We start from the raw sequence: 23,627 nt of genomic DNA, 5'->3' as shown, positions 1-23,627 counted from the left end.
CCCTATTTGAAACGAGAGACGAAGCGGCGCTGCCAAGGCGTCTCAACAGCACGTGGAGTGTAGTGCTCCCGGACATAGTCGACAGCTTTATGATGGGGTACTCCATCAATCACTGCGAGACAGGCTAGTGCAGTCCCCGTTCGTCCAATCCCTCCCCCACAGGCGATTTCGACCCGTTCCACTTCAGCCCGAGTCCATGCTTCGCGAAGCGCGTCAGCGGCTGCAGCCTTGTGTTTGGGCAGCCAGAAGTCCGGCCAAGGAATCCAGCGGCTCTCCCAGATAACGGGCGCTGGTTCTCGCCCGAGCAGGTAGAGTGCAAAAGTGGGTTGAAGCCCTGGGGGAAGTGGACGTCTTAGTGCTCGGCCGCGGACGAGTCGACCTGAAGGAAGGCGCAGCACACCTTGCGATTCGGGGTTCCATGTATCATTCATAATGTCACTCTCCTTAGGTATCATTTATCTCAAGAATCAGGATAACTTCTTCTTAAGGATCAATAAGTGACCCGTTTGATCACCAAAATACTTTCATCAAACAGTCCACTTGTCATTAGATGAGGTGGACGTTTGGAGCGAATTTCTGGATCAGGATGTTGTTCAGAACCAAAAGTAAACGCTACGGGTTGATTCCCTTTAACCTCTACAATGACATCCAAACCTTGTTTTGGAATACCTGCTTGTTTGTAATAAAAAGTTTCCATTGATTTAGGTATGGTAAAGGATTCTTCACCAACTTTTATTTTTTGAACGCGACCACCAGGAGTAGACAGATACATGTTTTGCACATCTGTTCCACCTGTAAATCGAAAATGAATCATTTTATTCCCTTGTTTTTTCTCTGTCTTTACTAGCTTTATTGGTAGCATTTGATAGTTTCGTACGGGTGCATTTCCTACCCATGCTTTTTTATCATAGTTAAACGGTAAAATAGATTTTATATTGGATATATTCGTTGTAGCTATATATTTCTTCGTCCAATCATCTGGTGGTTGGGTTGTAACCCACTTTGCTTGTTTTTTATCCTGGTCCACGACATAGAATAGGTTACTATCTATAGGTCGATCTGCACTTGGGTTCGCTCTGAAAAAACTAATCGATAATATTACTGCCGCGATTCCTATCAGGGTATAAGGTACCCATCGTCCTAGTTGGAATAGCTGTTTACATTGCATGAACAACAAAGCTAAGAGCCAAACAAAAAGTAACATGAGATAAGGTACAAGACTGACCGGAAAGAAGGTGAAAAGCAACTTGAGCAGTGGGACGAACAGTACTATGGGTAAGAAGGATATAAGGGATAACACCCATGTATTGGTATTTATTTTATCCATTTTATTCTTCCATACCACCCACCCAAGTATCAGTAATGATACGAGCAATGGCCAAGCAAACAGATAGCTGGCACCAGGCAGAAATTGTGTTAACAAAATGAGAAATATGACACCAAGAAAGATCGCCGACAAAGTCATTTCCCATTCATTTACGGAGCGTAATTTCCTCCAGATAAGGAAACAGATAGATGCCGTGATTAACAGAAATGCCCACTGATAATAAAGACTGTCGTATACAGCACCACTAAATAAAGTCATTTTTCCAGCCCAAAGTGCGTTTACCCCCATCCAAATCAGTACCGTTGCGATGATCGAAGAAATGACAGTTAACAGGATAGCTAGCAAACTGATTCCTAACCCTTTGAAAGTGGCGCACTTTTTCTTTACTGCAAAGATCGTAACCATTGCAAATAAAAGTACAATCAGCCCTGTAAGGGGATAGACCCAGTAGTAAGAGTAGGAAATGACTACCCCAAAAAAGTTAAAATAAACGGCATTCTCTTTCTTAATATCATGTAACTCCAATTGACCGAAGTGCCTAGCCATGGCTAAGGCATTTTGCCCTTGGTGCTCTAACGAACGTATATCTAGGTGTTTGACATCATCATGTGGTGTATGGTATCCGGTCCATCCATCACCATAAGCAAAATTCAATCCGGGTATTTTATTTTCATTGGAAACCGTTAAATCCGAGTCGTTTGGCATGATTTCAAACAGATTTCCTAGTAAGGATGAAGTAACAGGATTGGGGGCTGCTTTGGCAAATTCTTTTACCATCCAACCGTTTTGATCACTGGTTTGGAACATGATAGACGGACCACTTGTTCCTCTTGCCTCGAAATTAATGATGAGATCCATTTTTTGTTTATGATTTGATTTCGTCCAAAATTCCTTTGCTCCCATTAATCCTTGCTCTTCGCCATCTGTAAACACAAAATAGATATCATTTTTCAAAGGAGGACCTGATTTTAATACACGTATGGTTTCTAATAGAGCAGCTACTCCGCTTCCATCATCACTAGCTCCCGGTCCTTGTTGAACAGAGTCATAGTGTGCAGACATCATCATTGCATGATCACTGCTGGTACCTTCAAGTTTACCAATCACGTTGTACATATCTCCGCCAGTCAACATTTTGGGATATAGAGAAGCATGATTGGAGTGTTCGATTTCTGGTCTCAATCCCATTAATTTTAGTTGTTCAACAAGATAATTTCTTACTTTTTCATTTTCTGCTGATCCGCTTGGATGAGCTGTCTTTGCGATGTGATTTAAATGTTGGACAGCACGATCTGCTGAGAAATTTTTCGAGATGTCCGCCTTCTTATCTGGACTGGGTGGAACAATGGTATACAGGCTGATAAAGGCAAACAAAAATATAAATGATATGACCGTAATGGCTTTAAAATTTTGATTATTAGTCATGATTAATCCCTCCTTATTGTTACATGGTTGTAAGTATCATAATGAAAAAGAAAAAGACAAACCAATGGTTTATCTTACAGTTACCTTACTTTACGGTAAGGTAGGTTATTTAGAAAAAATTACGCACGGTCCTCCCTTTGCCAATAAGGAAGGTTTTAATTCCGAACGAGATCCGAAAAAAAAAGACAACCCTAATGGGCTGCCTTCATTCAATCGCTATTTGGCTTCAATGGCCGCGTCGTCTTCGAGCACATACCGAATGACTCTGCGCTCTGGTCAGAAATGATCAGCATTCAGCTGCCCCCACCAAGTGCGCTCAAACGGCCCGCAGCTAGCGAATTATGTCCCTTATGACCAGAAGCAGCTTCTTATTTCATGTCCTGCCAGCTTTTGAAATCGTGAATGGCAAAGCCGGCATAGCTTGCGTAGTGCGCCAATTGATTATGGGCGGACTGAAGCTCCTGTTCCATCACTTTATTACTTATGGAATAGAATGAGACCCTAGGACCCTCTGTGCTTTTGACCGTTTCAACAGCAACAACAATTTTCTTCTTGAGGGTGGAGGCTTCTCTCAGCATGACCTGCGCATTTTCCACAATTCCATTATTGCCTAACGCATGATTCCGATAATTCATGATGACGAGGCAATCGAACTTCTCCAGCATCCATGCACTCATACTGTAATTCTTCCCGGGTACATGAATCGTATTAAGCCAATACGGAACGTCCATCGAAATTTTCAAGCCGCTGCCTTTCGTTTCTTTTTCGATCAGTCTCATATTGTCCATCCAGCTTTCAAGAATCGCTTTGTTGTGCTTTGTCCATTCGCTTAGCGCATAAGGTTCAATATCGAAATGCAGTCCCGTAAAGCTTCCTTCCGGGCCAACAGAGGAATTATAGGTTTTAACCCACGCGATGAAATTCCGAATATCCTCCTGCTTAGACTCATAGACCCATTCGGGTCGCCCCTCAAGTGCTTCCACTTGAATTCCTTCGTTTTTGGCTTTTCGAATAAAGCCCTCATATATCGCTGGATCGATATCTCTATCCACCTGCAGGTAAATGGATGTCACACCCTTCATTTTGGCGAAGCTTATCATTTTCTCTTGATCCTGTTTGATGATGTGACTGTCCCATATCCATGTTCCTTTCGGAACATTGGCCACGGAGGTCATAATGCTCACCAGATTGCGCGCGGGCTGCCACTCCACATTTGCATGCAATACTTCACTAATAAAACGCACCGGAACCATCGTGCGGCCTTTTTTTAGCGCCGCCGCCCCTTCGAAATCAACTCTTTTTCCATTCACCAGTGCATGATTATCGCCAATTACCAAAATAATCGTGTCACGGTTAAGCGAGATCGTAATTTGTTTTGAATTTCCGTCCCATTTCGTAGCAGCTCCGAGCTTGTCGGATACAAAAGCAAGTGGAACCATCGTAAGGTTGGATCTCCGATCGACGTAGGGGTGCTCATCCGGGAATTGTACATCACGCCCATCCACGGATATTCGAACTTCAGAAGCGTAAATAGCGGGGGTAAACGCAGCTAAACTTAGCAGTATAGCTAACGCGCATACTAGCAATTTTCTCATGGGTGATTTCCTCGTCTTTTTGATATTGTTCTTTTCCTAACTGTGCACGTGTTGTCACATAATGAGATTATACGAGATGTAATAATTGGTAACAAGAGATCAACAGGGGAAAAAATATGCAGATTTAATTGCTGAGGCGGATCAGTTCGGGACTTGAGCCCTAGAAAGGGCTCATGTTGGGCAAATAAACGAAAAGCTCAACCAGTAAAAACTGACTGAGCTCATAAACAGAATGACTTCGAACGAACTTCAGAAGATGGCCTTGTAAGCAACAATCTTATGGAACTCAGCCATTAACTTGAACATTCCCTCCAAGAAATTCATGGCTATATATATCGGAGATTTTTTCCAGCACACGTTGTGCATGTTCCGTAAATTTCAAGCCCGCAATCCGATCTTTGAACAGAAACACGCCGGTCTCATTGCTGTTTTGGCCCAGAGCTCCCTCATATAATAGATTGGCTCCATGAGTAGGCGGAGAGGAAAAAAACTTCATAAACAGTTCAAACCCTGCAGTCAGTCCGGAATCCTTTCCTTTTCTTAGCGTGTTGTTAATACCTGGGTCAACGCTGCGGATCTTGATGCCTTCCTTTGCAAGCTGCGGTGCGACGGCTTGGGTCCACAACGAAAGAGCCAGCTTTGAAGTCGCATATGGTCCATACATTTTGCGGAAGGTTTTGGGATGCTCCAATTTTTCGATCGTAAACTCCTTCGTAAATCTAAACACCTGCGACGAAGTGTTAATCACCGTTTTTAAACTGCCGTTCTTCAACAGATCCTTCAATTCCATCAGAATAATAAAAGGAACGACCGTCAACAATTCATAATGCAATTCGCGGCCTTGTTTCGAATAGCGCAGTTCACTTAAGCCTCCTCCGGCGTTGTTAAACAAAATATCGATCCGCTGTTCCTTGGTTTTGATTTCTTCCAAAGCGTGTCTCAAGCTGCCATAATCGGTGAGATCCTTCACTTTATAGGCTCGGAGCCGTCCGTCCTTGAGATGATTTTGGAGGAATCTATCGTCCGCCGGAAAATCCGACCGGTTCAAAGTAACCACCTGCCAGTTCTCCGACAGCATTTTCCGGGTCAATGCCAACCCGATCCCGTTACTTGCGCCTGTAATCACTGCAATATGTTCTCGTTGGTTCTTACTCAATGCGTATCCTCCTTCATTTAGAATTTCATCGGTTATATGTGCTCATCAGTCGGAGTCGGGCAGGAGGATCAGTTTGCCGTGGGCACCCCCGCTCTGGCTGATTTCGACAGCTGAACGCCATTCGTCGAGTTCGAAAGTCTTCGCGACCGGAATCGTGAACTTGCCGTCCGCTGCGTACCCAGCAAAGTCGCCGACAACGTCATAACGTGCGGTATGCAGTTCTCCATAGCTGGTACGAACGCCAAGTTCAGCGGCTGCGGCGAAATCGCTGACGGTTAGGACATGCTGGGGATGCCCGTTGACGATTTGGACCAGATCTTTCAATGAACCGCTGATTGGCGCGGTATCCAGGGCGAGATCAACCGGCTGCTTTGCCAGTTCGGTCACTCGTTCGACCATTCCATCACCGTACGACGTCACCAACGCTCCCATTGAGCGGAGCTTGTCGGCGTAGGTGGGACCAGCGGTTGCGATCACGCGGGCACCGCGCATGAGGGCAATTTGAACGGCGGCGAACCCTACCGTGGTGCCGGCTCCGTGCACGAGTACGATCTGACCCGATTTCACCCCAAGAGTATCAATGCCTCGGTAAGCGGTTTCGACTGCCATTGGCAACGCTGCAGCTTGAACAAAGTCGAGTCCGGCCGGCATGCGGAACCAGTAGTACATAATAGCTCGGTCGGACGCACCAGCGCTCGATCCATTCATGAAATCTGCGGCACCCAGAACGGAATCGCCGATGGCAACATCGGTTATGCCCTCTCCGATTGCGTCTACAATACCTGCCACGTCTAACCCGATTCCGTGAGGCAAGGGCAGTTGACCGGCAAAGTGGCCTTGGCACGTCACCCAGTCAACCGGATTTAAGCCGCAAGCGCGTACTCTCACGCGAATGCGTCCCGGCCGTGGCTCTGGGATCGCCACCTCCTCCAAGCACAAGACATCAGCTGGTTCCCCGTATTCGTGGAACCGGATTGTCCGCATGGTATTCTCCATTGTGATGCCCCCTCTATTTTGCTCTGATAAAAATCATGTTCTCTGTAATTTCGAACGGTCTTCCAAGGAAAACAACGAAATCCTAAACTATAAGTTACTAGAAGGCAGGGTGTCATGAGGTGAAGCTATGCCCCCTGCCCTCGCTTTAAGAGTCAGGTGTGCGAACGGAGGAGCTTAGATCTGGGAGCCGCCTCCATCGACAGGGAACTCAGCCCCGGTGGTATAGGTGGCCTCAAATGCTAGGAATGCAACAGCCTTGGCTACCTCAACTGGATCGCCTAAACGCAGCATTGGGATCTGCTGTCTCATCTGTGCCTTTGTCTGCTCGGCAGCTTCTTCCGGCATTGACTTTTCCATGATACCTGTGTCAATGACGCCGGGGCTGACTGCGTTGACGCGAATATTTCGAGGTAATAACTCGCGCGCCAGACCTCGAGTCATGGAGCGCAGCGCCGCCTTACTAGCTGCGTAAGCACTGAGCATTGGGAGACCCACTACGTTCACGATTGAGGTGGTAAGGACTACCCCGCTACCTGAGCCTAGCAACGGAGCGAGTTTCTGCACGGTAAAGTACGGTCCTTTGGCATTGATTGTAAGTATCTCGTCGTATTTTTCTTCGGTCATTGCCTCGAAAGGGACAAACCCCGTGACACCAGCGTTAACGAACAGGGCATCTATTGTTCCAAACTCAGCCTTCACTCGATCGGCTAACGCGGCGATATCGTTCAATGAAGCGGCATCGCTTAAGACCGCGATTGCGTTGTTGCCGAGTTGTTCACGAGCCGCGTCCAGCGTCGCCTGAGTACGTCCAGTAATCAGAACGCGTGCGCCTTCATCCACTAGCAACTTCGCCGTCGCAAGGCCGATTCCGCTGCTGCCTCCCGTGATCACGACCTTTTTGTCAGCGAATTTGCCTTTACTGAATGGTTCCATTTGAATCGTCCTCCCTTTGGTTAATCCGTAATCGGATGATTAGGTACAGGACCGATTATATAGCAATAGATTTAATAAGTAAACTAATTTTATTAATTTTGTTCATTTAATTAATTTAATACATGAAAGGCAGCAAGTTTGTTATAATAAGTTCGAGAGGCATTAAAGGGAGGCACTTATCCGTGAGAAAAGCCGTGAGTGTAGAGACATATGTAGAAAAAATAAAGCCCGTTATAAGAAAAACAAAATTCAGCCAACTGAAAGTCGACGATCTCGCAAAATATATGGATATCAGCAAAGTGACACTATATAAGCATTTTTCCTCCAAAGACGACATCATCGAACAAGTCGTTGATTATTACATTGATTATTCGAAGAAGGCCGACACCGTTGTCAAAGACGATTCCGTCTCTTTTTTGGATCGTTTTCAATTAACATTTTTACAATCTTTGATGTGTGCCGCGTATATCTCTGATTTGTTCTTGCAAGACCTGAAGGAATTTTATCCGCACCATTTTGAGAATCTGTCCGTTGCCCTACAAAATCGGAATAAAAGCTTACAAACTTTTTTTGAATCCGGTATGGAGCAACAGATTTTCAACAGATTGAATGCCGTATTGTTTATGGTTCAAGATGACGCTGTGCTGCGACGCTTTATCGAGCCGTCCTTTTCGATTCAGTATGATATCACCTTGAAACAAGCGATAATGGATTTCTACTACATGAAGCAGTATCAATTGCTCAAACCTGAATATCTGAAAATCATAGACAATTCCAATATTGAAACGAAGATCGTTCATATTTTGCAAGGCATTTCATAAGTGAAGCGTCCATATCCGATTCCGTTGTGGACTACATTACTTCAACAGAAACGGCAGCCGATCGTCTTGCCGGCTGCCGTATGTTTCCGAACTATCATCCCCGTTAACTTAATGAGTTAGCACATATCCTCAACAGAATTTGTACTTCGTACTTTCGGACTGGACCAGCCAATCCCCGCCGCGTTCCATGCCTGAGCACCCGTGGGAGCGGGGCCAAGCGTACGACTCTCTTCAGCGCAATTATTCGTCGTACCCTAGAATCATTTGGTCCAGCGGCGTGCCGGCAAGCACCATGGGGTATACGTTCTCATTGGTCGGGATGACGAACTCGACGAGCACAGGTCCTGTCGTCTGCAGCGCCTCAAGCCAGACCTTGGAGGCTTCCGCCTTGTTCGTTGCTCTTAATCCCTTGATTCCGTATGCTTCCGCAAGCTTGACGAAGTCCGGACTGCCGGAAAGATCAATCTGGCTGTAGCGTCGTTCGTACATCAATTCCTGCTGCTGCTTAACCATGCCGAGCACCTGGTTGTTCAAGACCACGATCTTGACCGGAATCTGATGAATCGCGCAGATCGCCATCTCCTGCGCGCACATCTGCATGCCCCCGTCGCCGTTGATCGAGACGACGAGACGATCTGGATTTCCGACTTTAGCACCGATCGCAGCCGGGAAGCCAAAGCCCATCGTGCCAAGACCGCCCGACGTGATGAGTGAGCGAGGATGCTTAAAGCGGTAAAACTGCGCGGTCCACATTTGGTGCTGGCCTACATCGGTGGTGATGATCGCATCTCCTTGCGTCGTCTCGCTAATCATCTCGAGCACATATTGCGGTTTAATGACAGTATCCGAATCGGTATACCGAAGCGGATGCTGCACCTTATACTCTTGAAGCTGCTCGAACCAGGTGCCCGTCTGGGCTGCTTGCGCTTTCGTGTTCGCATAAACCAGCACGTTTTTAATATCACCGATGCACGCGAGATCTGTCTTGACGTTCTTGCCGATTTCCGCCGGATCAATATCGATATGGGCGATTCGTTTGGCCTGAGGCGCAAATCCGTCCAGTTTCATCGTAACCCGGTCATCGAAACGCGAGCCGATCGAAATAATGAGATCCGTATTCTGCACTGCCATATTCGCCGCATATACGCCATGATGTCCGAGCATGCCCAGCCACATCTCGTCATCGCTCGGAAACCCGCCGAGGCCGAGCAGAGTCGTCGCGACCGGAATCCGCGTAGTGTGGACGAATTTGATCAGCTCCTGGGAGGAGTTCGAATAGACAACGCCGCCGCCTGCGATAATAACCGGCTTGCGCGCTTCTGCAATCGCCTGAAGCAGCGCATCTATTTCTGCCGGATTCGGCTCCGGGGCTCCATGGTATCCGCGCAACTGAACCGTGTCCGCTGGACAATACGCCATCCGCTGGTTGGTCACGTCTTTTGGAATATCGATCAAGACAGGACCTTTGCGGCCCGTATTTGCAATGTAGAACGCTTCATGAATGATGCGAGGAAGGTCGTGTACATCGCGAACCATGTAGCTGTGCTTCGTAATCGGCATCGTGATACTAATAATGTCCGCTTCCTGAAAAGCATCCGTGCCCATGACAGTCGTAGATACGTTCCCCGTTATGACCACCAGCGGCACCGAATCCATATAGGCGGTTGCGATGCCCGTCACCAGATTTGTTGCTCCTGGACCGGATGTCGCGATACATACCCCAACCTTCCCCGTCGACCTAGCATAGCCGTCCGCCGCGTGAATCGCGCCTTGTTCGTGCCGGGTCAAGATATGCTTGAAGTCAGGCTGATGTACCATCGCGTCGTAAATGTAGAGCACATTTCCTCCCGGATAGCCGAATACGCACTCTACGCCCTCCTGCAGCAAGCCGCGTAAGAGTACCTCCGAACCGGTGATATATTCCTCTGATGACGTCGTTGTTTCATTTGTCATTCCTAATTGCTGTTCCATTGGGCAGCCTCCTTCGTTAAAATAAAATCCCCTCTCCTCCTGAAGCAAGCTGACAGCAGTCAGCTCATACAGGGACGAAAGGGGATTTTTTCGCGGTACCACCCAAGTTTGCTGCCACCCTCGCGAATGCAGCCTCATGAGGTAAGGCCGATGCCTTACCTGCGGCGCGTTAACGAGCACCATTTCGGTTAAGCCTACTTTCGGGCATGGAATGAAACCAGCCGCTTTCGGTTAACAGCTCCGAGACGACACCATACAAGGGGTTAAGGCAAAGGTTTCAGCGTTTCCTCTGCTCTCTGGGCATAAGCGCCATTGTCGGCTTTCTCTTCATCGCCTGCTGGTATTAAACAAATAACCCCTTCCTTCCCAAGGCTCGAAGCAGTTGCTTGAAGCCTTGGGACGAAAGGGGAATGTTCGCGGTACCACCCAGGTTTACTGCAATCTCGCAATTGCAGTCTCATGAGGTAAAGCCGATGCTTTACCTGCAGCATGTTAACGGATGCCAGGCCGGTTGATCCTACTTGCGGGCGTGCAATAACGCCTTCTACGTTCAGTCAACAGCTCCGAGACGACACTATACATGCGTTACGACGGAGGTTTCAGCAATCCCTCTGCTCTCTGGACATAAACGCTATTGCATAGCCTTCTCTTCTTCGCTATATTTGGATTTTTCTGATAATAGCACAGACTCGATTTTTTTTCAAACCAAATTGATACTAAGCTGCTTTATGATTAGTGAGCTCTTGTACCCGTTAAGTTTAACCCATTTATGCATGTATGGTTTCTTGAATGAGCGGCGCATGTGTAAACCATCTGTCCATGAGCACAAACGAGGCGGAAACGCCTGACTGAATGGCACGATCCAGCATGGCATCACTTGAGTGGCGGCAAGCAACGCCTCCTGGCGGCGTCTTTAGCCAAAACTGCGCTTATCGATTCCTTCCATGATACCGTTAATGCTGGATTTTATGGAACTTAGCAAAGCGAAGTCTATGGGAATAAAGGAATGCCCGTCCGACCAGCCCATGATCAGCATGCGAAATCCTTTATAGAACGCACCAGTCGCATGATCCTTGAAGCGCTCCAGCAGTTCGACAGCTTTGCATCATTTGAGCCATAAAGTAATTGTTACGACCATCAATGATATAACTTCGTCCCTGGTCAATCCCGCGAAATCCGGTCTGTACAACCTTCTCCGGGGTCGAGAGCTTTTGGCCCGCACCCAATTCCTCGCTACCGACCGCATCGAAGAAACCCGTCTCGGTTGCACCCGGGCACAGTGCGAGCACGCGAACGCCTCGCCCACGCATTTCCGCCCATAGTGCCTCTGAGAAGGACAATACAAATGCTTTGGTAGCCCCATAAACGACCGATAAGCACAAGGCATAAACGCGGCCATCGATGCCACGTTAACGATGACTCCGTCCTCTCGCTTCAGCATATTAGGCAGCAACCGGTGCGTAAGATCGACTAACGCAGTCCTCCTGCTCGCGCCCCGGGGCTATTTCCTCGAAGGCCGTAAGTGCCGACGCCTGCGTTGTTGATGAGAATATCCACGGACAAGCCCAGTTCGGAAATTTGTTCGGCCAGTTGGCGCGGGGCGTTCGCTTTGGACAAATCGCAAGCCAATGCATAAGCCTGTACGCCATACTGGATCATGTTTATACTATTAGCGGGATTAACAGCCTCGGTACTCGTTATGGTTCTCTTTTGTAGAAACGGCATTCAACAGAGATTATAATAATCATGTATAGAGTGCTGTTGGTCTATTTGGTTAATAGCGATATGTATCTTCCATATGAGTAAATAGAGGTGACCCACTTGAAAATGAATCGTTCCTCATCCGCATTGGGTAACTTCCTTAAATCGCGCAGAGAACGGTTGCAGCCTTCAGAGGCCGGGATCCAGCCGCTGCCCGGACGAAGACGCACTCCGGGACTTCGAAGAGAAGAAGTCTCTTATCTTGCCAATATAAGCGTGACTTATTATGCCTGGCTGGAGCAAGGCAAGGAGGTGAATCCTTCGTCGGAAGTGCTGCTAAGTATCAGCAAAGCGCTTCAGCTTGACGAAGACGAGCAGAAGCATCTATTCGATCTGGCCAATGTTGATGGAACGAGCGTTGTCACAGTGCCGAATAACGGTGGACCGGATACGGGAGTTCTGCAGAAAATCGTAGATCAACTTTATTATCCTTCTTTTATCACGGACGAAGGGACGGATGTTATCGCTTGGAATCGGGCAGCGGAACTGATCGTAGCCGATTTCGGCAGTCTGCCGGACAACGAACGGAATATGATGGACATTATGTTTTTAAAGCCGGATTACCGCAACAGACTGGTGAATTGGGAAGCCGCTGCCCGTTACTCTGTAGCCGTTCTGCGGGCAGGCTTCGATCTTTACAAGAACAACCCGTTCTATATGGAACGGGTTGAACGCTTGACGCGGGAAAGCGTGGAGTTCGTGCATTTCTGGGAGTTATATGAAATCAAACAAAAACGCGTAGCCACCGCTTTATTCTGTGTTCCAGAGGCGCAGGAGATGGAGTTCGAGCTCCATTCCGCGGCTGGTATCGATAATGACCCGGGACTGCACTGGTGTTTCTTTGTTCCGGTGCCCGGTTCAGGTACGGAGGAGAGATTATTGCGTTTACTTGAGCAGGACAGGCAGCTCCCGTAGACTGTTACTCCCGTTAATAGTATAGATGTGCTGTGGCTAGCCCCTTCCAGTTGCTTGTATGATTCAGTGGATGACAACGAATGGAGGGTGTTTAGCATGCAAACGTGGTTCATTACAGGAACGTCAGGAGGCTTGGCTTCACGTATAACTCGCCGGTTGCTGGATCGAGGGGACCGTGTAGCCGCAACGGTACGCAAGCCGGGGGTGCTGGATGATCTGCAGGCACAGTATGGCTCTGGGCTTTGGCAGGCTAATTTAGATCTGACAAACCCTCAGCAAATTGCTGAAGTCGTGGAACGTGCATTTTCAGAACTGGGCACGATCGATGTGTTTGTCAATAATGCAGCCTATGGCTTGTATGGCGCAGTGGAAGAAGCAAGCGACAGACAAATTGAGCATCAGTTCATGACCAATGTGCTTGGCTCCCTGCGTGCAGCGCGTGCAGTCCTGCCCTTTTTTCGCAAGCAGGGCGGCGGTCACATCGTACAGATTTCGAGTATGGCAGGTCATTATTCAATTCCGGGCATGGGGCTGTATTGCTCTTCGAAATGGGCGGTCGAAGGAGCCTTTGAAGCGCTAGCTAAGGAAGTGGCTCCGTTCAATATTAAGGCCACTATGGTGGAGCCCGGCGGAATCCGAACGAATTTCATTACAAGCAACGCCGTGTTCGGCGAGCGGATGGACGAATACCGGGATACGGAGGCGGGCCAATTCGTTAGCCTGATGAAGGGAGAACTGCCTGGTATAGATATGGGCATGTTCAATCAAATGGTTGTCGGCGATCCGGATAAAATGGCGCAGCAGATTATCCGTCGTGTCGACCAGGGAGAGGGTCCGATACGTATGGCGTTGGGCAGTGACGCCTACGAGCAAATCCGGGCAGCCCTGCTGGACAGACTGGCCGCTCTGGAAGCACAGAAAGAGCTGGCTTACTCCACTGATTCAGACGATGTGGTAAAACAATTTTAAAGGATAACAAAGAATTCGACATCCACGGCAACTGATATGCTCCTCTGAAGTAGTCGGTTTATTTATTAAACCTGCTTACTTAAAGGGGAGCATTTTTAAAACTTGCCGTTACTTATGATACAGTTCTCCGTTTCACCTATAGAACAAGATTAAAAGACATCCGCTCGGATGTCTTGATTCATGCCGAATAAGACTTCTGATTGCCTTCCTATACTAAACTCTTCGAGAAGATTCAAGCTGCTCTGAATGCTGGCTCTGATAATCGATTAACAGTTGCTGCATCTTATCCACCGTGCCATCTGGATGAGGAACATGAATGGAAACGGTCAAATTAGAATCGTTCAAGTAATGAAACGAAACAAGATCAAAATTCAAGATCCCGAGATTCGGACAATGCAGCGTCTTAGGAGCATCCATAGCATCGAGAACCTCGTGGGAATCCCAAAATTCTCGAAACTCCCTGCTAGCCTGTGAAAGCGCCTCGAACTGCTCGGACCACCAAGGATCGTCGACGTGACGTGCATACCCGGCATGGAAATTGGCAACGATTCGCCAAGCATGCAGTTCCCATTGGTCTCCCTTTGCATAGCGGAAACGGGGAGAAGTAAACGTCATCCAGACCAAATTCCGCTCCCTATCCGACATAACCGTGAGATTCCCATTCAATGCGCAGTAGGCCTCATTCCAGGCAATGATGTTCATGCGCGCATCCATGACATTCGCAGGGGAAAGGTTCTGGCTATCCAAAAAACGTTGAAGTTCCGGTGTTACCTTAGAGGGTTGCTTCGTACCGGCCAAGGGAAATTGTTTACGGGCAAGATGGTACAGATGCCTGCGTTCCGATTCATCTAACCGAAGCACTTTCGCTATTCGATCAAGCACCTCAGCGGATACGTTGATATGACGCCCTTGTTCCAAATAGGTGTACCAATCCAATCCCACATCTGCCAGCAGAGCTACCTCGCTGCGACGAAGTCCGGGTGTTCGTCTGCGTCCGGAATCCGGCAAACCTGCTTGCTCTGGGGTTATTCGTTCGCGGCGTGAACGCAAAAAACGGGACAATTCCTCATAACGGTCCAATCTGTTTGCCATGTCCTCCATACCTCCTACCTATTCATGAACGTAGGATTCCCAATCCTACGATAACTAGATCTCTTCCTAGCCTCTTCGGGTCCATTTAGACTAGTTTATGTCCTCCTTAGGAGGAATAGCAAGAATGGATAGACAGTGATGATCGGTCCCACCTGTTCAACTCCATTCAGACCCTATCATTGAGGTGATGAAAATGAAAGTCGCCGCCATAGTCGGAAGCATTCGCAAAGATTCATACAACCTGAAGCTGGTCCGTTATATTCAAAACCGTTATCAGCATCTTTTTCAGTTGGATGTGCTGAACATTCGGGACCTCCCCTTTTACGATCAGGATATCGAGTCTGTTCCGCCGCAGCCGGTTATCGATTTTAAGGCGAAAGTCGCTGCTGCCGATGCGGTGTTGTGGATCACTCCGGAATATAATTCGACCATTCCCGGCGTCATGGCGAACGCGATTGACTGGTTATCCCGCGTGGATCGAGTCATGATCGGGAAGCCCTCATGGATCGTCGGATCTTCCATGGGATTGTTGGGATCGGTCAAAGCGCAGGGCCATCTGCGTGACATTCTGTTCGCATCCGGTATTTCCTCGCCTCTGTTGCCTGGAAATGAAGTGTACATTGGTCTTGTTCATGAGAAGTTTATCGAGAAGGGTGAGCTGACAGATGAACCTACCATTCAGTACCTTGATCTTGTAACCGACAATTTCGTGAAATGGATGAAGGAGCTCTCCCAATTGAAGCAGCTCCAAAGTCAAAAATAAACAGAAACCTTGGAGGGAATAAGATGTTTGAGCATATCGTGCTATTGAAATTCAAGCCCGATGTTTCTATTAAAGTAAAAGAAAGTGCAATAAAACGCGCGCATGACTTTAAAAGGAACATTCCGGGGATCGTGGAACTTAGCGCCGGGATTAATGTTACGGAGGAAATAGAGCATACGCAGGAGTTTACGCTGGGAATCAGAGTCACTTTCGAAAATCAACAGGCTTGTCGAGAGTATATTCAGCACCCCCTGCATCAAGGATTATTGCAATCCATTGGCCCGTTTGTTGAAGGAATCGTCGTTATGGATTACCCGTTTGCTTAATGCTCCCCTTTAAAACACATTAGAAAGGAGAGATTGCTGAAATGGATGAGAAGCTTGCCGGAAAAGATGCCTTGGTCCCTGGAGCATCCAGAGGAATCGGCAGAACCATTGCCGAGTATTTAGCGAATCATGGCGCCAAGGTGGTTATCAATTTTGCGAATCGTGCAGCGATGTTACGGAAGCGGATTACGACCAGCTATTTGCGATTGCGGCATGGCATTCACCTGCAAATAGTATAGTTAAAAATTTCATTTATGCCAGTGTACCACACCAGCTTGAGGGATATAATGACGATGTATTAAGAAGAGGAGGGAAATCATTTTGACTATTGAACGTTTTCAAATTCAGGTCTCTGATGAAATCCTGAACGATCTGCAATACAGAATCCATCATATCCGCTGGCCGGATCAATTGGAAAATGCGAATTGGGAACGGGGCACGGAATTAAATTACTTAAAATCGCTAGTTTCGTATTGGAGGGACCATTATGATTGGCGTGCACAAGAAGCCAAGTTGAACCGCTTCTCCCAGTTTCGCTGCAAGATCGATGGGATCGACGTGCACTTCGTACATGAACGCGGTAAAGGTCCTAACCCTTTGCCCCTGATTCTAACTCACGGATGGCCCGACAGTTACCTGCGTTACCAAAAAATCATCCCGCTGCTTACGGATCCGGCCAGCCATGGCGGCAACCCCGAGGACGCTTTTGACGTAATCGTCCCTTCATTACCTGGCTTTGGATTCTCCAGCCGTCCTAAACATCCCGGGGTCAACAATTTTCGTGTCGCCGAAATGTGGGTTAAGCTCATGACCGAAGAATTAGGCTACAGTAAATTCGCTGCCGCCGGTGGGGATATGGGCTCCGGTGTGACCAGATACCTGGCGGCAAACCATCCCGAACGGTTATACGGAATCCATCTGACCGATATCGGGATTATCCGAGATCTCATAGCTTCATCTGATCAGGCCACGCTTTCGGAAGAAGAGCGGCAATACCAGAATAATGCTTCAGCATGGATGGCTCAGGAGGGCGGCTATATGTCCATTCAATCGACGCGCCCCCAAACCCTTGCATATGGACTTTCCGACTCGCCCGTAGGTTTGGCCGGTTGGATGACGGAGAAATTCCGATCATGGAGCGATTGTAACGGCGATCTTGCGCAAAAATTCAGCGAGGATGAACTCCTTACGCATATCATGATATATTGGGTGACGAACACCATAGGATCGACAGCGCATATGTATTATGATAATGCGCATTCTTTGCCGCCAATCGGCTACATCGAGGTTCCGACTGGCCTTGCCCTATTCCCGGCGGATATCCTGTTGCCGCCCAAGGAATGGGCCATGCGCAACCTGAATGTAACCCGCTGGACTTCGATGCCCCGCGGCGGACATTTTACCGCTCTGGAGGAACCAGAGCTTTTTGCCGATGACATTCGCGCATTCTTCAGACCTTTTAGAACGAAAAGCTAGTGAATCAGAACCGTTTCGAAATAATTCTAAATACACTGTCTAGTAGATAATAAGAAAAGTAGACGGACCGTGGTCATCCCCTGACCCTGCATCATGTTGCCGCTCAGTTCCCCTGTCGGGAAACGAGCGGCCTTCTCTTGACCTTGAAGGCACCTTTGACCGGATTAATTGACAATCCTTATCAACCACGGTTTTGTTACAAAAGTTATTTACTTTAATTAAATACCTTTTTAACAAAGTCAATAAGCTTAGACTTTAAGGCATCACCGTGCTCTCCCTTATGGTACATATCTGTTCCGTGATAACCACTCTCATCCACAATTAGCTCTTTATCCGTGGCTCCGGATGCTTGATATAATTTGCGCATATCAGTTGACCGTTCGCGGGCCGGATTGGATGACCGACCCTTACTTCCTCAGCCCGGGAGCAGAAAGCCTGCTCACCCTTTTTGGCGCAGAACACTCACTTGGAGGGATCGCTGGTTACGAGGTTAAAGAAACAACAGATGAAAACCCAGAACGAGTTGCCCTGATCCAAAAGGTTACATGGGCTTACCTTCGACATGTACTCGATATTGAGCAGACCAACTGGTCGGCCGTGAAACAGACTTTGTCCGAGACGACCTATTCAATTGGTCGAATTGAATCCAAATAAAGCTCTAGAGAAAAACAGCGAGCTCCCCCCGCCGGCCCAATGCCTGTGAGGGAGCTCGCTCTCTTTTTCTGGTTTCTTGAGGTACGTCAGCGATAGAAGTCAACCATATCTCCAAACAGCCGTTTAATAAATTCGAGCTCGCTTTCGTTATATCTTTCCAAAAATTCGTACATTCTTTGCCTTTCCTTCGCATGAAGCTCATGATGAGCAGCAAATAGCTTTTTGCCGACAGGCGTTAACCGAAAATACACTTCCTTTTTGTTATCGTTGAGCTGGGCTTTTCGCACCCAACCTGCCTTTAGTAACTTGTTTGCGATCTTGGAGGTATTTCCTTTGCTTAAATCTATTCTCTCCGCGATGGAAGTGAGATTGATCGGCTCCTGCTCTCCGATGCACGCAATGGTGTGCAGTTCCGTCATATTCAAGCTGAATTCCGATTCAATATGCTTACGGATATCCTCCAGGTATGTGGCAGTTATTCGGGTTTCATATTGCTCTTTTTGCTCAAGAAACTGAACGAAAAATTCATGAATGGCGGTTTTGGTTTTGTTCTTACTGGCAGTTTYCATGATTATGCTGACTCCCTCGACTTATTTGTTTATTATATCATAGATTGTTTCCTGAGAAACAAACGATCATACTCATATTAAGATTGGGGTTGACAGGGTAAAGAATAAATAAGTACAATGATATTGTTTCATATGAAACAAAAATTATATATAATTTTTATCATACCCTTTTTAACAAGCAATAAAAAGATTCTACCGAAACAATAATTAATGAAGGAGGTGCATACCTACCAATGGAACTCGTGAATCCGAAGACATTGACGGATAAGGTTACATCTGTAATTTCTCATGTCGTGGTAACTACTGCCTCCAAACTGGCCTTCATCTCAGGTCAGGTTTCTGTAGATGAAACAGGAGCATTGGTCGGTTCAGGGGACTATTACGCGCAAGCGGTTCAAGTGTTCACCAATCTTAAGTATGCATTGGAAGCCGTGCGAGCGGATCCATTGTACATTGGAAAGATGAATATCTTTGTGGTAAACCACAACCCGGAATTGATTTCGATTATTTTTGATGCAGGATTTTATGTGTTTGGCCCTAACTGGCCGAAGACAGCAAGTACCTATATAGGCGTTCAAGCACTAGCCGATCCTGAATGGCTTATCGAAATAGACGCTATCGTGATCTTCCCATAATGTTTAAGAAAAGAGGTTATTTATATGAAATATGAAGTCATCCTTATCGGTGGCGGACCTGTCGGCATGATGTTGGCTGGGGAATTGGCATTAGCCGGTGTAAAGGTCTGCGTCATTGAGCGATTAAAAGAGACAACTCCATATTCACGTGCGCTTACCGTCCATCCACGAACCCTTGAAATATTAGATATGCGTGGAGTGAAATCACAATTAATCAGTCAAGGCCGCTTACTTTCGAGAGGACATTTTGCCGGATTAGAAACCCCCTTGGATTTCTCGGTGTTGGATTCTTCTTCCAATCACACCCTCTTTTTACCGCAGAGTGAGACGGAGAAGGTGCTGGAGGAATGGGCGCTTAGCCTTGGCGCAGAGGTCCGGAGAGAGGTTGAGGCTCTATCTGTGCACCAGGATGAGGATGGGGTTGACGTTAAGATCGCGGGACCTCATGGAGAAACAACGTTAAGATCAGCTTATGTGGTAGGTACGGATGGAGCTAGAAGTTTGGTTCGCAAGCATGCAAACATATCATTTGAAGGTACAGATGCGACCTTCACGGCTATTCTGGGGGATGCCGTTCTATCTGAATTGGCTCCTATGAGTGTCATATCCCGGATTACAGAAAAAGGATTGGTCAGCATCATGCCAATCAATGATCATATCTACCGAGTCTTGATGATCGATATGGAGAGACGTAACATCTCTAAGGATGAGAAGGTTACATTGGAAGAGTTTCGTTCATCGCTCATCCGTACGACCGGAAGCGACTTGGGATTGAACGATGTGATATGGATGTCCCGTTTCGGAAATGCGACGCGGCAAGCGGGACGCTATCGGAATGGTCGATTGTTTTTGGCCGGAGATTCGGCGCACATTCATTTTCCGGCTGGTGGACAGGGAATGAACGTCGGCTTACAAGAAGCGATGAACTTAGGCTGGAAGCTTGCAGGAGCAATCAAAGGCTGGGCTCCGGACTGGCTATTGGACAGTTATCATACCGAACGTTTCCCATGGAATACAGCCTTGCTCCGGAATACCGAGGTCCAAACCCTGCTTCTGGACGTGACTCCTCCCATCACGGAACTGCGAAGCATGTTGGCTGATCTGATTCAAATACCGGAGGCTAATTATCAAATCGCCGCACAAGTTTCCGCAATGGATGTACATTATGCACCCGATGCCGAAGCGCCTTCCCATCCTTTAAATGGGAAACGGTTCAAGGATCTCAGCTTAAAGCTGAAAGACGGGCAATTGATTAACGCCTATCCGCTCCTGCACAAAGGTACTTTTCTTCTGTTGCATTTCCATTCTAATGAACAGAATAGCGGCCAATGGGAAACGTATAGCCATCTTCAAGTTGTACATGCCTCTTTGGCTGAGGCTGATGCGGATTGGAATGACGTCCACACGGCACTTATTCGGCCGGATGGACATATTGCCTGGGCGATTCCTCTATCCGATCCGAATCCCATGCAAACCATAAATGAAGGAATCACTCGCTGGTGCGGAAACATTACGGATTAGTAATTCGTTTGAGGTGTGTGACCGCCTCCCCCTGACCCAGTAAGGTCTGTAGATGATTGAACAAGCACCGTCCTTTATGTCAATGGAATCAAGTTCTTATCCTCAGGTTGGGATAAAACTTGATTCCTTAAATCCCTCTCCCCAATTCTGCAGAACGCATCATCACAGCCTTGATCCAGGCGCTTTACCACTATTTGTGGTACGGTTCAACTTAACGCACCCGGTCCAGAAGCTATAATCAAACAACATGCACAGCAGGCCACCGAAGAAATCGGTGACCTGATCTGATATTATTTGTTCAACTTATATAGAAGCCTGGTTTTTCAAACTTCCGCATTGCCGGTTACGCCCGCAGCTGCAGATCGGCGACGCATGGATAATGAAATAATAGCCGGGATGAGTCCAATGGCAACGAAAGCTCCGCCAAGCAAACCAACGGATGCTAGCGAGATGCTTTCTACAACAATGCCTCCGATTACAGCCCCTACAGCCATGCCCAACTGCACAATAGAATTATTCAAACTCAGGATAATCCCCGAAGCCTGAGGAGCCATGCCGATTAAATAAACTTGTTGAACCGGCCCCGTCAACCAGGCGAAAAAGGACCATAACATAAGCAAAGGCAACACGATCATGGACGAGTGGGAGAACGCCGTCAGTAATAATAATATTCCCGAGTGAAAGAGCAAGCCTCCAATCATCGTACGGGGGATACCCCATTTATCTGCACCGTAACCGCCAACTTGGGACCCTATGAGACTGGCCAGCCCAAACGCAAACAACCCGATGTTTACCATCCCTTCGCTCATCCCCGTAATGTCCAGAAGAAACGGCGTTATATAGGTGTACAGCATCGTATAGCCCAATATCCAGAAAAAACTGATGGAAAGCGCGACCGTGATTCGTGGGCTTTTTAATAAGGCAAGCTGTTCCCGAATAGGTACGGGAGCCTCTCCTTCCGATCTCGGAATCGCCAGCAAAAGGACCAGCATCGCGATTAAGCTCAGGGCTCCGACTCCCGTAAAGATGATTTTCCAATCATGTGAGCCCGCAATGATTCTCCCAAGCGGAACCCCTAAAATAAGTGCGAGATTAAAGCCCACTAGAACCGTGGCGATTGCGCTGCCCTGTTTTCCTGGATGAGATATTTTAGCGGCAACCGTCAGGGCGACGACCATAAATACCCCCGTGCTGATCGCCAAGATAATTCTTGCTCCAAGCAGCATGCCGTAGCCTGTAGTTGTGACCGTGATCAAGTTCCCTACGAAAAATAATCCCAAAGCCGACAGCATAAGCTTTCTTCGATCCATTTTTGCCGTGAGCGCAATTAGGATCGGGGTGCCGATGGCATAAGCAAGCGAGTAGACCGTAATCAACTGCCCGGCCGCCGCTACCGACACTCCAAAATCACTTGCAAGCATATCCAAGATGCCGGCAATCACGAACTCTGAAGTTCCAACTAAAAAGCTGACAATGGCTAAAATATAAATTTTCCATGAATTTCTCATCTATTTCTCCTCTTTTCACTTCAACAGATCTAAATCTATAGAATTCATATTTAAAAAAAATTGCTCAATTCGCCGACTTCACTTCTCGGCCCAATCAAGCCTCCTCGTTCCCAGCGTTCGTGGTCTGCTTTAAGCGTTATGGCCAGATGTCTGACGTGCCAGCTCCTTACGGACAATCGGCGCTACTTTGGTCCCGAGAAGCACAATCGTCTGCAGCAAATCGCGATGCGGCAAGGAACTGAAATCGTTGTACATCATGAAGCGAGTCAAGCCAAGATTCTTATGCAGCAGCACGATTTTTTCTGCGACGTATTCGGGATCACCGACGTATAGAGCGCCATGAAGGTTGCGGGCTGAATCGTACGAGTCACGTGTATACGTAGACCAGCCTCGTTCCCGTCCAATGTGGTTCATTTGGCCAGCCATGACAGGGTAATACCGCTTAGCAGCCTCTTGTGCCGTATTCGAAATAAAGCCATGCGAATGTGTAGCAATTTGCAGCTTATTCGGATCGTGACCAGCTTTCACGGCGGCTTCTTTATAAAGCTTCACTAAGGGTGCGAATCTTTGCGGCTCCCCTCCCAGGATTGAGAAGGCAATAGGAAGTCCCAGCAAGCCGGCCCGAACAGCTGATTCCGGATTGCCGCCCGTACCGATCCAGACAGGCAAAGGCTCCTGCAGTGCACGAGGATAGACGCCCATGTTGTCAATCGCCGGGCGATGACCGCCACGCCAGGTCACCTTTTCGGAAGCGCGAATCTTCAACAGCAGTTCCAGTTTCTCTTCATACAATTCCTCGTAATCTTTCAGGTCATAGCCGAATAGCGGGAACGATTCAATGAACGACCCCCGTCCGGCCATGATCTCCGCTCGCCCGTTCGACAGACCGTCCAACGTTGCAAAGTCCTGATATATCCGCACCGGATCGTCCGAAGATAGCACCGTCACTGCGCTCGAGAGCCGGATCCGCTTCGTTGTAGCTGCAGCTGCGGCCAGAATGACAGCTGGCGAGGAGCTTGTGTATTCGATGCGATGATGCTCGCCGATGGCATAGACGTCAAGGCCGACCTGATCTGCCAATTGGATTTCTTCGATCGCCTGGCGCAGCCTCTGGGCATGCGAGACACCGCCATTTCCGGGATTTGCATGAAGGAAGGTGCTCATTCCAATCTCCATCGTATTCGTTTGACCGCTCATAGTTATTCTCTCCTTCT

22 protein-coding genes and 2 pseudogenes are annotated in these 23,627 nt (G+C 47.8%); 10 read left to right on the top strand and 14 right to left on the bottom strand.

Annotated features, from left to right (window positions below; translation table 11 throughout):
- Nucleotides 1–2: 2 nt before the first annotated feature.
- The 6 genes from ACPV3A_RS09950 to ACPV3A_RS09925 all read right to left on the bottom strand — a co-directional run bounded on the left by ACPV3A_RS09950 (nucleotide 3) and on the right by ACPV3A_RS09925 (nucleotide 7,432).
- Nucleotides 3–431, bottom strand: coding sequence for a protein-tyrosine phosphatase family protein (locus ACPV3A_RS09950; RefSeq protein ID WP_426199316.1), 429 nt, complete (start codon nucleotides 429–431; stop codon nucleotides 3–5).
- A 59-nt stretch (nucleotides 432–490) separates the two neighbouring features.
- Nucleotides 491–2,752 (bottom strand): M20/M25/M40 family metallo-hydrolase, encoded by a 2,262-nt coding sequence (locus tag ACPV3A_RS09945; protein WP_426199314.1) that lies wholly within the window; start codon nucleotides 2,750–2,752, stop codon nucleotides 491–493.
- A 368-nt stretch (nucleotides 2,753–3,120) separates the two neighbouring features.
- Nucleotides 3,121–4,347: a copper amine oxidase N-terminal domain-containing protein gene (locus tag ACPV3A_RS09940; protein ID WP_426199312.1), complete on the bottom strand. Its 1,227-nt coding sequence runs from the start codon at nucleotides 4,345–4,347 to the stop codon at nucleotides 3,121–3,123.
- A gap of 286 nt (nucleotides 4,348–4,633) precedes the next feature.
- Entirely contained in the window at nucleotides 4,634–5,503 is an 870-nt protein-coding gene (locus ACPV3A_RS09935) for an SDR family NAD(P)-dependent oxidoreductase (protein ID WP_426199310.1), read from the bottom strand.
- Between the two features lie 45 nt (nucleotides 5,504–5,548).
- Nucleotides 5,549–6,499 (bottom strand): NADP-dependent oxidoreductase, encoded by a 951-nt coding sequence (locus ACPV3A_RS09930; protein ID WP_426199308.1) that lies wholly within the window; start codon nucleotides 6,497–6,499, stop codon nucleotides 5,549–5,551.
- A 174-nt stretch (nucleotides 6,500–6,673) separates the two neighbouring features.
- Nucleotides 6,674–7,432: an SDR family oxidoreductase gene (locus tag ACPV3A_RS09925; protein WP_194544155.1), complete on the bottom strand. Its 759-nt coding sequence runs from the start codon at nucleotides 7,430–7,432 to the stop codon at nucleotides 6,674–6,676.
- Between the two features lie 182 nt (nucleotides 7,433–7,614).
- Here ACPV3A_RS09925 and ACPV3A_RS09920 point away from each other — a divergent pair, with 182 nt between their 5' ends.
- Nucleotides 7,615–8,253: a TetR/AcrR family transcriptional regulator gene (locus ACPV3A_RS09920; RefSeq protein ID WP_194544156.1), complete on the top strand. Its 639-nt coding sequence runs from the start codon at nucleotides 7,615–7,617 to the stop codon at nucleotides 8,251–8,253.
- Nucleotides 8,254–8,493: 240 nt separating this feature from the next.
- On the opposite strand, the gene ilvB is transcribed toward ACPV3A_RS09920, so the two are convergent.
- The 4 genes and pseudogenes from ilvB to ACPV3A_RS09900 form a co-directional block, all read right to left on the bottom strand.
- On the bottom strand, nucleotides 8,494–10,224 hold the full coding sequence (ilvB, locus tag ACPV3A_RS09915) for a biosynthetic-type acetolactate synthase large subunit (protein WP_426199305.1): 1,731 nt from the start codon (nucleotides 10,222–10,224) through the stop codon (nucleotides 8,494–8,496).
- A 776-nt stretch (nucleotides 10,225–11,000) separates the two neighbouring features.
- Nucleotides 11,001–11,326 (bottom strand): annotated as a pseudogene (locus ACPV3A_RS09910) (IS4 family transposase); the annotation flags it as partial.
- Nucleotides 11,271–11,564 carry a hypothetical protein gene (locus ACPV3A_RS09905; RefSeq protein WP_426199364.1) on the bottom strand — a complete coding sequence of 98 codons (294 nt, stop codon included), beginning with the start codon at nucleotides 11,562–11,564 and terminating at the stop codon, nucleotides 11,271–11,273. The gene ACPV3A_RS09905 and the pseudogene ACPV3A_RS09910, both read right to left, overlap by 56 nt.
- 130 nt (nucleotides 11,565–11,694) lie before the next feature.
- Nucleotides 11,695–11,883: an SDR family NAD(P)-dependent oxidoreductase gene (locus tag ACPV3A_RS09900; protein WP_426199303.1), complete on the bottom strand. Its 189-nt coding sequence runs from the start codon at nucleotides 11,881–11,883 to the stop codon at nucleotides 11,695–11,697.
- A gap of 168 nt (nucleotides 11,884–12,051) precedes the next feature.
- On the opposite strand from ACPV3A_RS09900, the gene ACPV3A_RS09895 reads away from it, so the two are divergent.
- Nucleotides 12,052–12,900 carry a helix-turn-helix domain-containing protein gene (locus ACPV3A_RS09895; protein ID WP_426199301.1) on the top strand — a complete coding sequence of 283 codons (849 nt, stop codon included), beginning with the start codon at nucleotides 12,052–12,054 and terminating at the stop codon, nucleotides 12,898–12,900.
- Nucleotides 12,901–12,996: 96 nt separating this feature from the next.
- Nucleotides 12,997–13,869 (top strand): SDR family oxidoreductase, encoded by an 873-nt coding sequence (locus ACPV3A_RS09890; protein WP_426199299.1) that lies wholly within the window; start codon nucleotides 12,997–12,999, stop codon nucleotides 13,867–13,869.
- A gap of 213 nt (nucleotides 13,870–14,082) precedes the next feature.
- Here ACPV3A_RS09890 and ACPV3A_RS09885 read toward each other — a convergent pair whose 3' ends face one another.
- The gene (locus tag ACPV3A_RS09885) at nucleotides 14,083–14,961 is read right to left on the bottom strand and encodes a helix-turn-helix transcriptional regulator (RefSeq protein WP_426199297.1); all 879 of its coding nucleotides are present in this window, start codon (nucleotides 14,959–14,961) and stop codon (nucleotides 14,083–14,085) included.
- A gap of 193 nt (nucleotides 14,962–15,154) precedes the next feature.
- Here ACPV3A_RS09885 and ACPV3A_RS09880 point away from each other — a divergent pair, with 193 nt between their 5' ends.
- The 5 genes and pseudogenes from ACPV3A_RS09880 to ACPV3A_RS09860 all read left to right on the top strand — a co-directional run.
- Nucleotides 15,155–15,724, top strand: a complete 570-nt coding sequence (locus ACPV3A_RS09880; RefSeq protein WP_426199362.1) for an NADPH-dependent FMN reductase — start codon at nucleotides 15,155–15,157, stop codon at nucleotides 15,722–15,724.
- A gap of 23 nt (nucleotides 15,725–15,747) precedes the next feature.
- Nucleotides 15,748–16,050, top strand: a complete 303-nt coding sequence (locus ACPV3A_RS09875) for a Dabb family protein (protein WP_426199295.1) — start codon at nucleotides 15,748–15,750, stop codon at nucleotides 16,048–16,050.
- Nucleotides 16,051–16,091: 41 nt separating this feature from the next.
- A complete protein-coding gene (locus ACPV3A_RS09870) occupies nucleotides 16,092–16,289 on the top strand; it encodes an SDR family NAD(P)-dependent oxidoreductase (RefSeq protein ID WP_426199293.1) in 198 nt (65 codons plus the stop codon).
- Between the two features lie 82 nt (nucleotides 16,290–16,371).
- Nucleotides 16,372–17,526, top strand: coding sequence for an epoxide hydrolase family protein (locus tag ACPV3A_RS09865; RefSeq protein WP_426199291.1), 1,155 nt, complete (start codon nucleotides 16,372–16,374; stop codon nucleotides 17,524–17,526).
- A 372-nt stretch (nucleotides 17,527–17,898) separates the two neighbouring features.
- Nucleotides 17,899–18,180: pseudogene (locus tag ACPV3A_RS09860) on the top strand (chlorophyllase); the annotation flags it as partial.
- Between the two features lie 86 nt (nucleotides 18,181–18,266).
- Here ACPV3A_RS09860 and ACPV3A_RS09855 read toward each other — a convergent pair.
- A complete protein-coding gene (locus tag ACPV3A_RS09855) occupies nucleotides 18,267–18,749 on the bottom strand; it encodes a MarR family transcriptional regulator (protein WP_426199289.1) in 483 nt (160 codons plus the stop codon).
- A 233-nt stretch (nucleotides 18,750–18,982) separates the two neighbouring features.
- Here ACPV3A_RS09855 and ACPV3A_RS09850 point away from each other — a divergent pair, with 233 nt between their 5' ends.
- Nucleotides 18,983–19,384 carry a RidA family protein gene (locus ACPV3A_RS09850; RefSeq protein WP_194544169.1) on the top strand — a complete coding sequence of 134 codons (402 nt, stop codon included), beginning with the start codon at nucleotides 18,983–18,985 and terminating at the stop codon, nucleotides 19,382–19,384.
- A 24-nt stretch (nucleotides 19,385–19,408) separates the two neighbouring features.
- A complete protein-coding gene (locus tag ACPV3A_RS09845) occupies nucleotides 19,409–20,905 on the top strand; it encodes a monooxygenase (RefSeq protein ID WP_220684134.1) in 1,497 nt (498 codons plus the stop codon).
- Between the two features lie 323 nt (nucleotides 20,906–21,228).
- Here ACPV3A_RS09845 and ACPV3A_RS09840 read toward each other — a convergent pair whose 3' ends face one another.
- On the bottom strand, nucleotides 21,229–22,413 hold the full coding sequence (locus ACPV3A_RS09840; protein ID WP_426199286.1) for an MFS transporter: 1,185 nt from the start codon (nucleotides 22,411–22,413) through the stop codon (nucleotides 21,229–21,231).
- 129 nt (nucleotides 22,414–22,542) lie between these two features.
- Nucleotides 22,543–23,610: an Atu2307/SP_0267 family LLM class monooxygenase gene (locus ACPV3A_RS09835; protein WP_426199284.1), complete on the bottom strand. Its 1,068-nt coding sequence runs from the start codon at nucleotides 23,608–23,610 to the stop codon at nucleotides 22,543–22,545.
- Nucleotides 23,611–23,627: the final 17 nt, after the last annotated feature.

Origin of the sequence: Paenibacillus sp. Dod16 (genome assembly GCF_049893405.1) — a bacterium.
Taxonomy (GTDB): Bacteria; Bacillota; Bacilli; order Paenibacillales; family Paenibacillaceae; genus Paenibacillus_AQ.
This window is presented reverse-complemented; position numbering and strand designations above follow the sequence as displayed.

Bases quoted from the DNA above. Each gene is read 5' to 3' on its own strand.
- ACPV3A_RS09835 (WP_426199284.1), bottom strand. From the start codon at position 23,610: ATGAGCGGTCAAACGAATACGATGGAGATTGGAATGAGCACCTTCCTT.
- ACPV3A_RS09850 (WP_194544169.1), top strand. From the start codon at position 18,983: ATGGAACTCGTGAATCCGAAGACATTGACGGATAAGGTTACATCTGTA.
- ACPV3A_RS09930 (WP_426199308.1), bottom strand. From the start codon at position 6,499: ATGGAGAATACCATGCGGACAATCCGGTTCCACGAATACGGGGAACCA.
- ACPV3A_RS09895 (WP_426199301.1), top strand. From the start codon at position 12,052: ATGAATCGTTCCTCATCCGCATTGGGTAACTTCCTTAAATCGCGCAGA.
- ACPV3A_RS09840 (WP_426199286.1), bottom strand. From the start codon at position 22,413: ATGAGAAATTCATGGAAAATTTATATTTTAGCCATTGTCAGCTTTTTA.
- ACPV3A_RS09890 (WP_426199299.1), top strand. From the start codon at position 12,997: ATGCAAACGTGGTTCATTACAGGAACGTCAGGAGGCTTGGCTTCACGT.
- ACPV3A_RS09950 (WP_426199316.1), bottom strand. From the start codon at position 431: ATGAATGATACATGGAACCCCGAATCGCAAGGTGTGCTGCGCCTTCCT.
- ACPV3A_RS09900 (WP_426199303.1), bottom strand. From the start codon at position 11,883: ATGATCCAGTATGGCGTACAGGCTTATGCATTGGCTTGCGATTTGTCC.
- ilvB (WP_426199305.1), bottom strand. From the start codon at position 10,224: ATGGAACAGCAATTAGGAATGACAAATGAAACAACGACGTCATCAGAG.
- ACPV3A_RS09885 (WP_426199297.1), bottom strand. From the start codon at position 14,961: ATGGCAAACAGATTGGACCGTTATGAGGAATTGTCCCGTTTTTTGCGT.
- ACPV3A_RS09845 (WP_220684134.1), top strand. From the start codon at position 19,409: ATGAAATATGAAGTCATCCTTATCGGTGGCGGACCTGTCGGCATGATG.
- ACPV3A_RS09925 (WP_194544155.1), bottom strand. From the start codon at position 7,432: ATGGAACCATTCAGTAAAGGCAAATTCGCTGACAAAAAGGTCGTGATC.
- ACPV3A_RS09880 (WP_426199362.1), top strand. From the start codon at position 15,155: ATGAAAGTCGCCGCCATAGTCGGAAGCATTCGCAAAGATTCATACAAC.
- ACPV3A_RS09940 (WP_426199312.1), bottom strand. From the start codon at position 4,347: ATGAGAAAATTGCTAGTATGCGCGTTAGCTATACTGCTAAGTTTAGCT.
- ACPV3A_RS09945 (WP_426199314.1), bottom strand. From the start codon at position 2,752: ATGACTAATAATCAAAATTTTAAAGCCATTACGGTCATATCATTTATA.
- ACPV3A_RS09875 (WP_426199295.1), top strand. From the start codon at position 15,748: ATGTTTGAGCATATCGTGCTATTGAAATTCAAGCCCGATGTTTCTATT.
- ACPV3A_RS09870 (WP_426199293.1), top strand. From the start codon at position 16,092: ATGGATGAGAAGCTTGCCGGAAAAGATGCCTTGGTCCCTGGAGCATCC.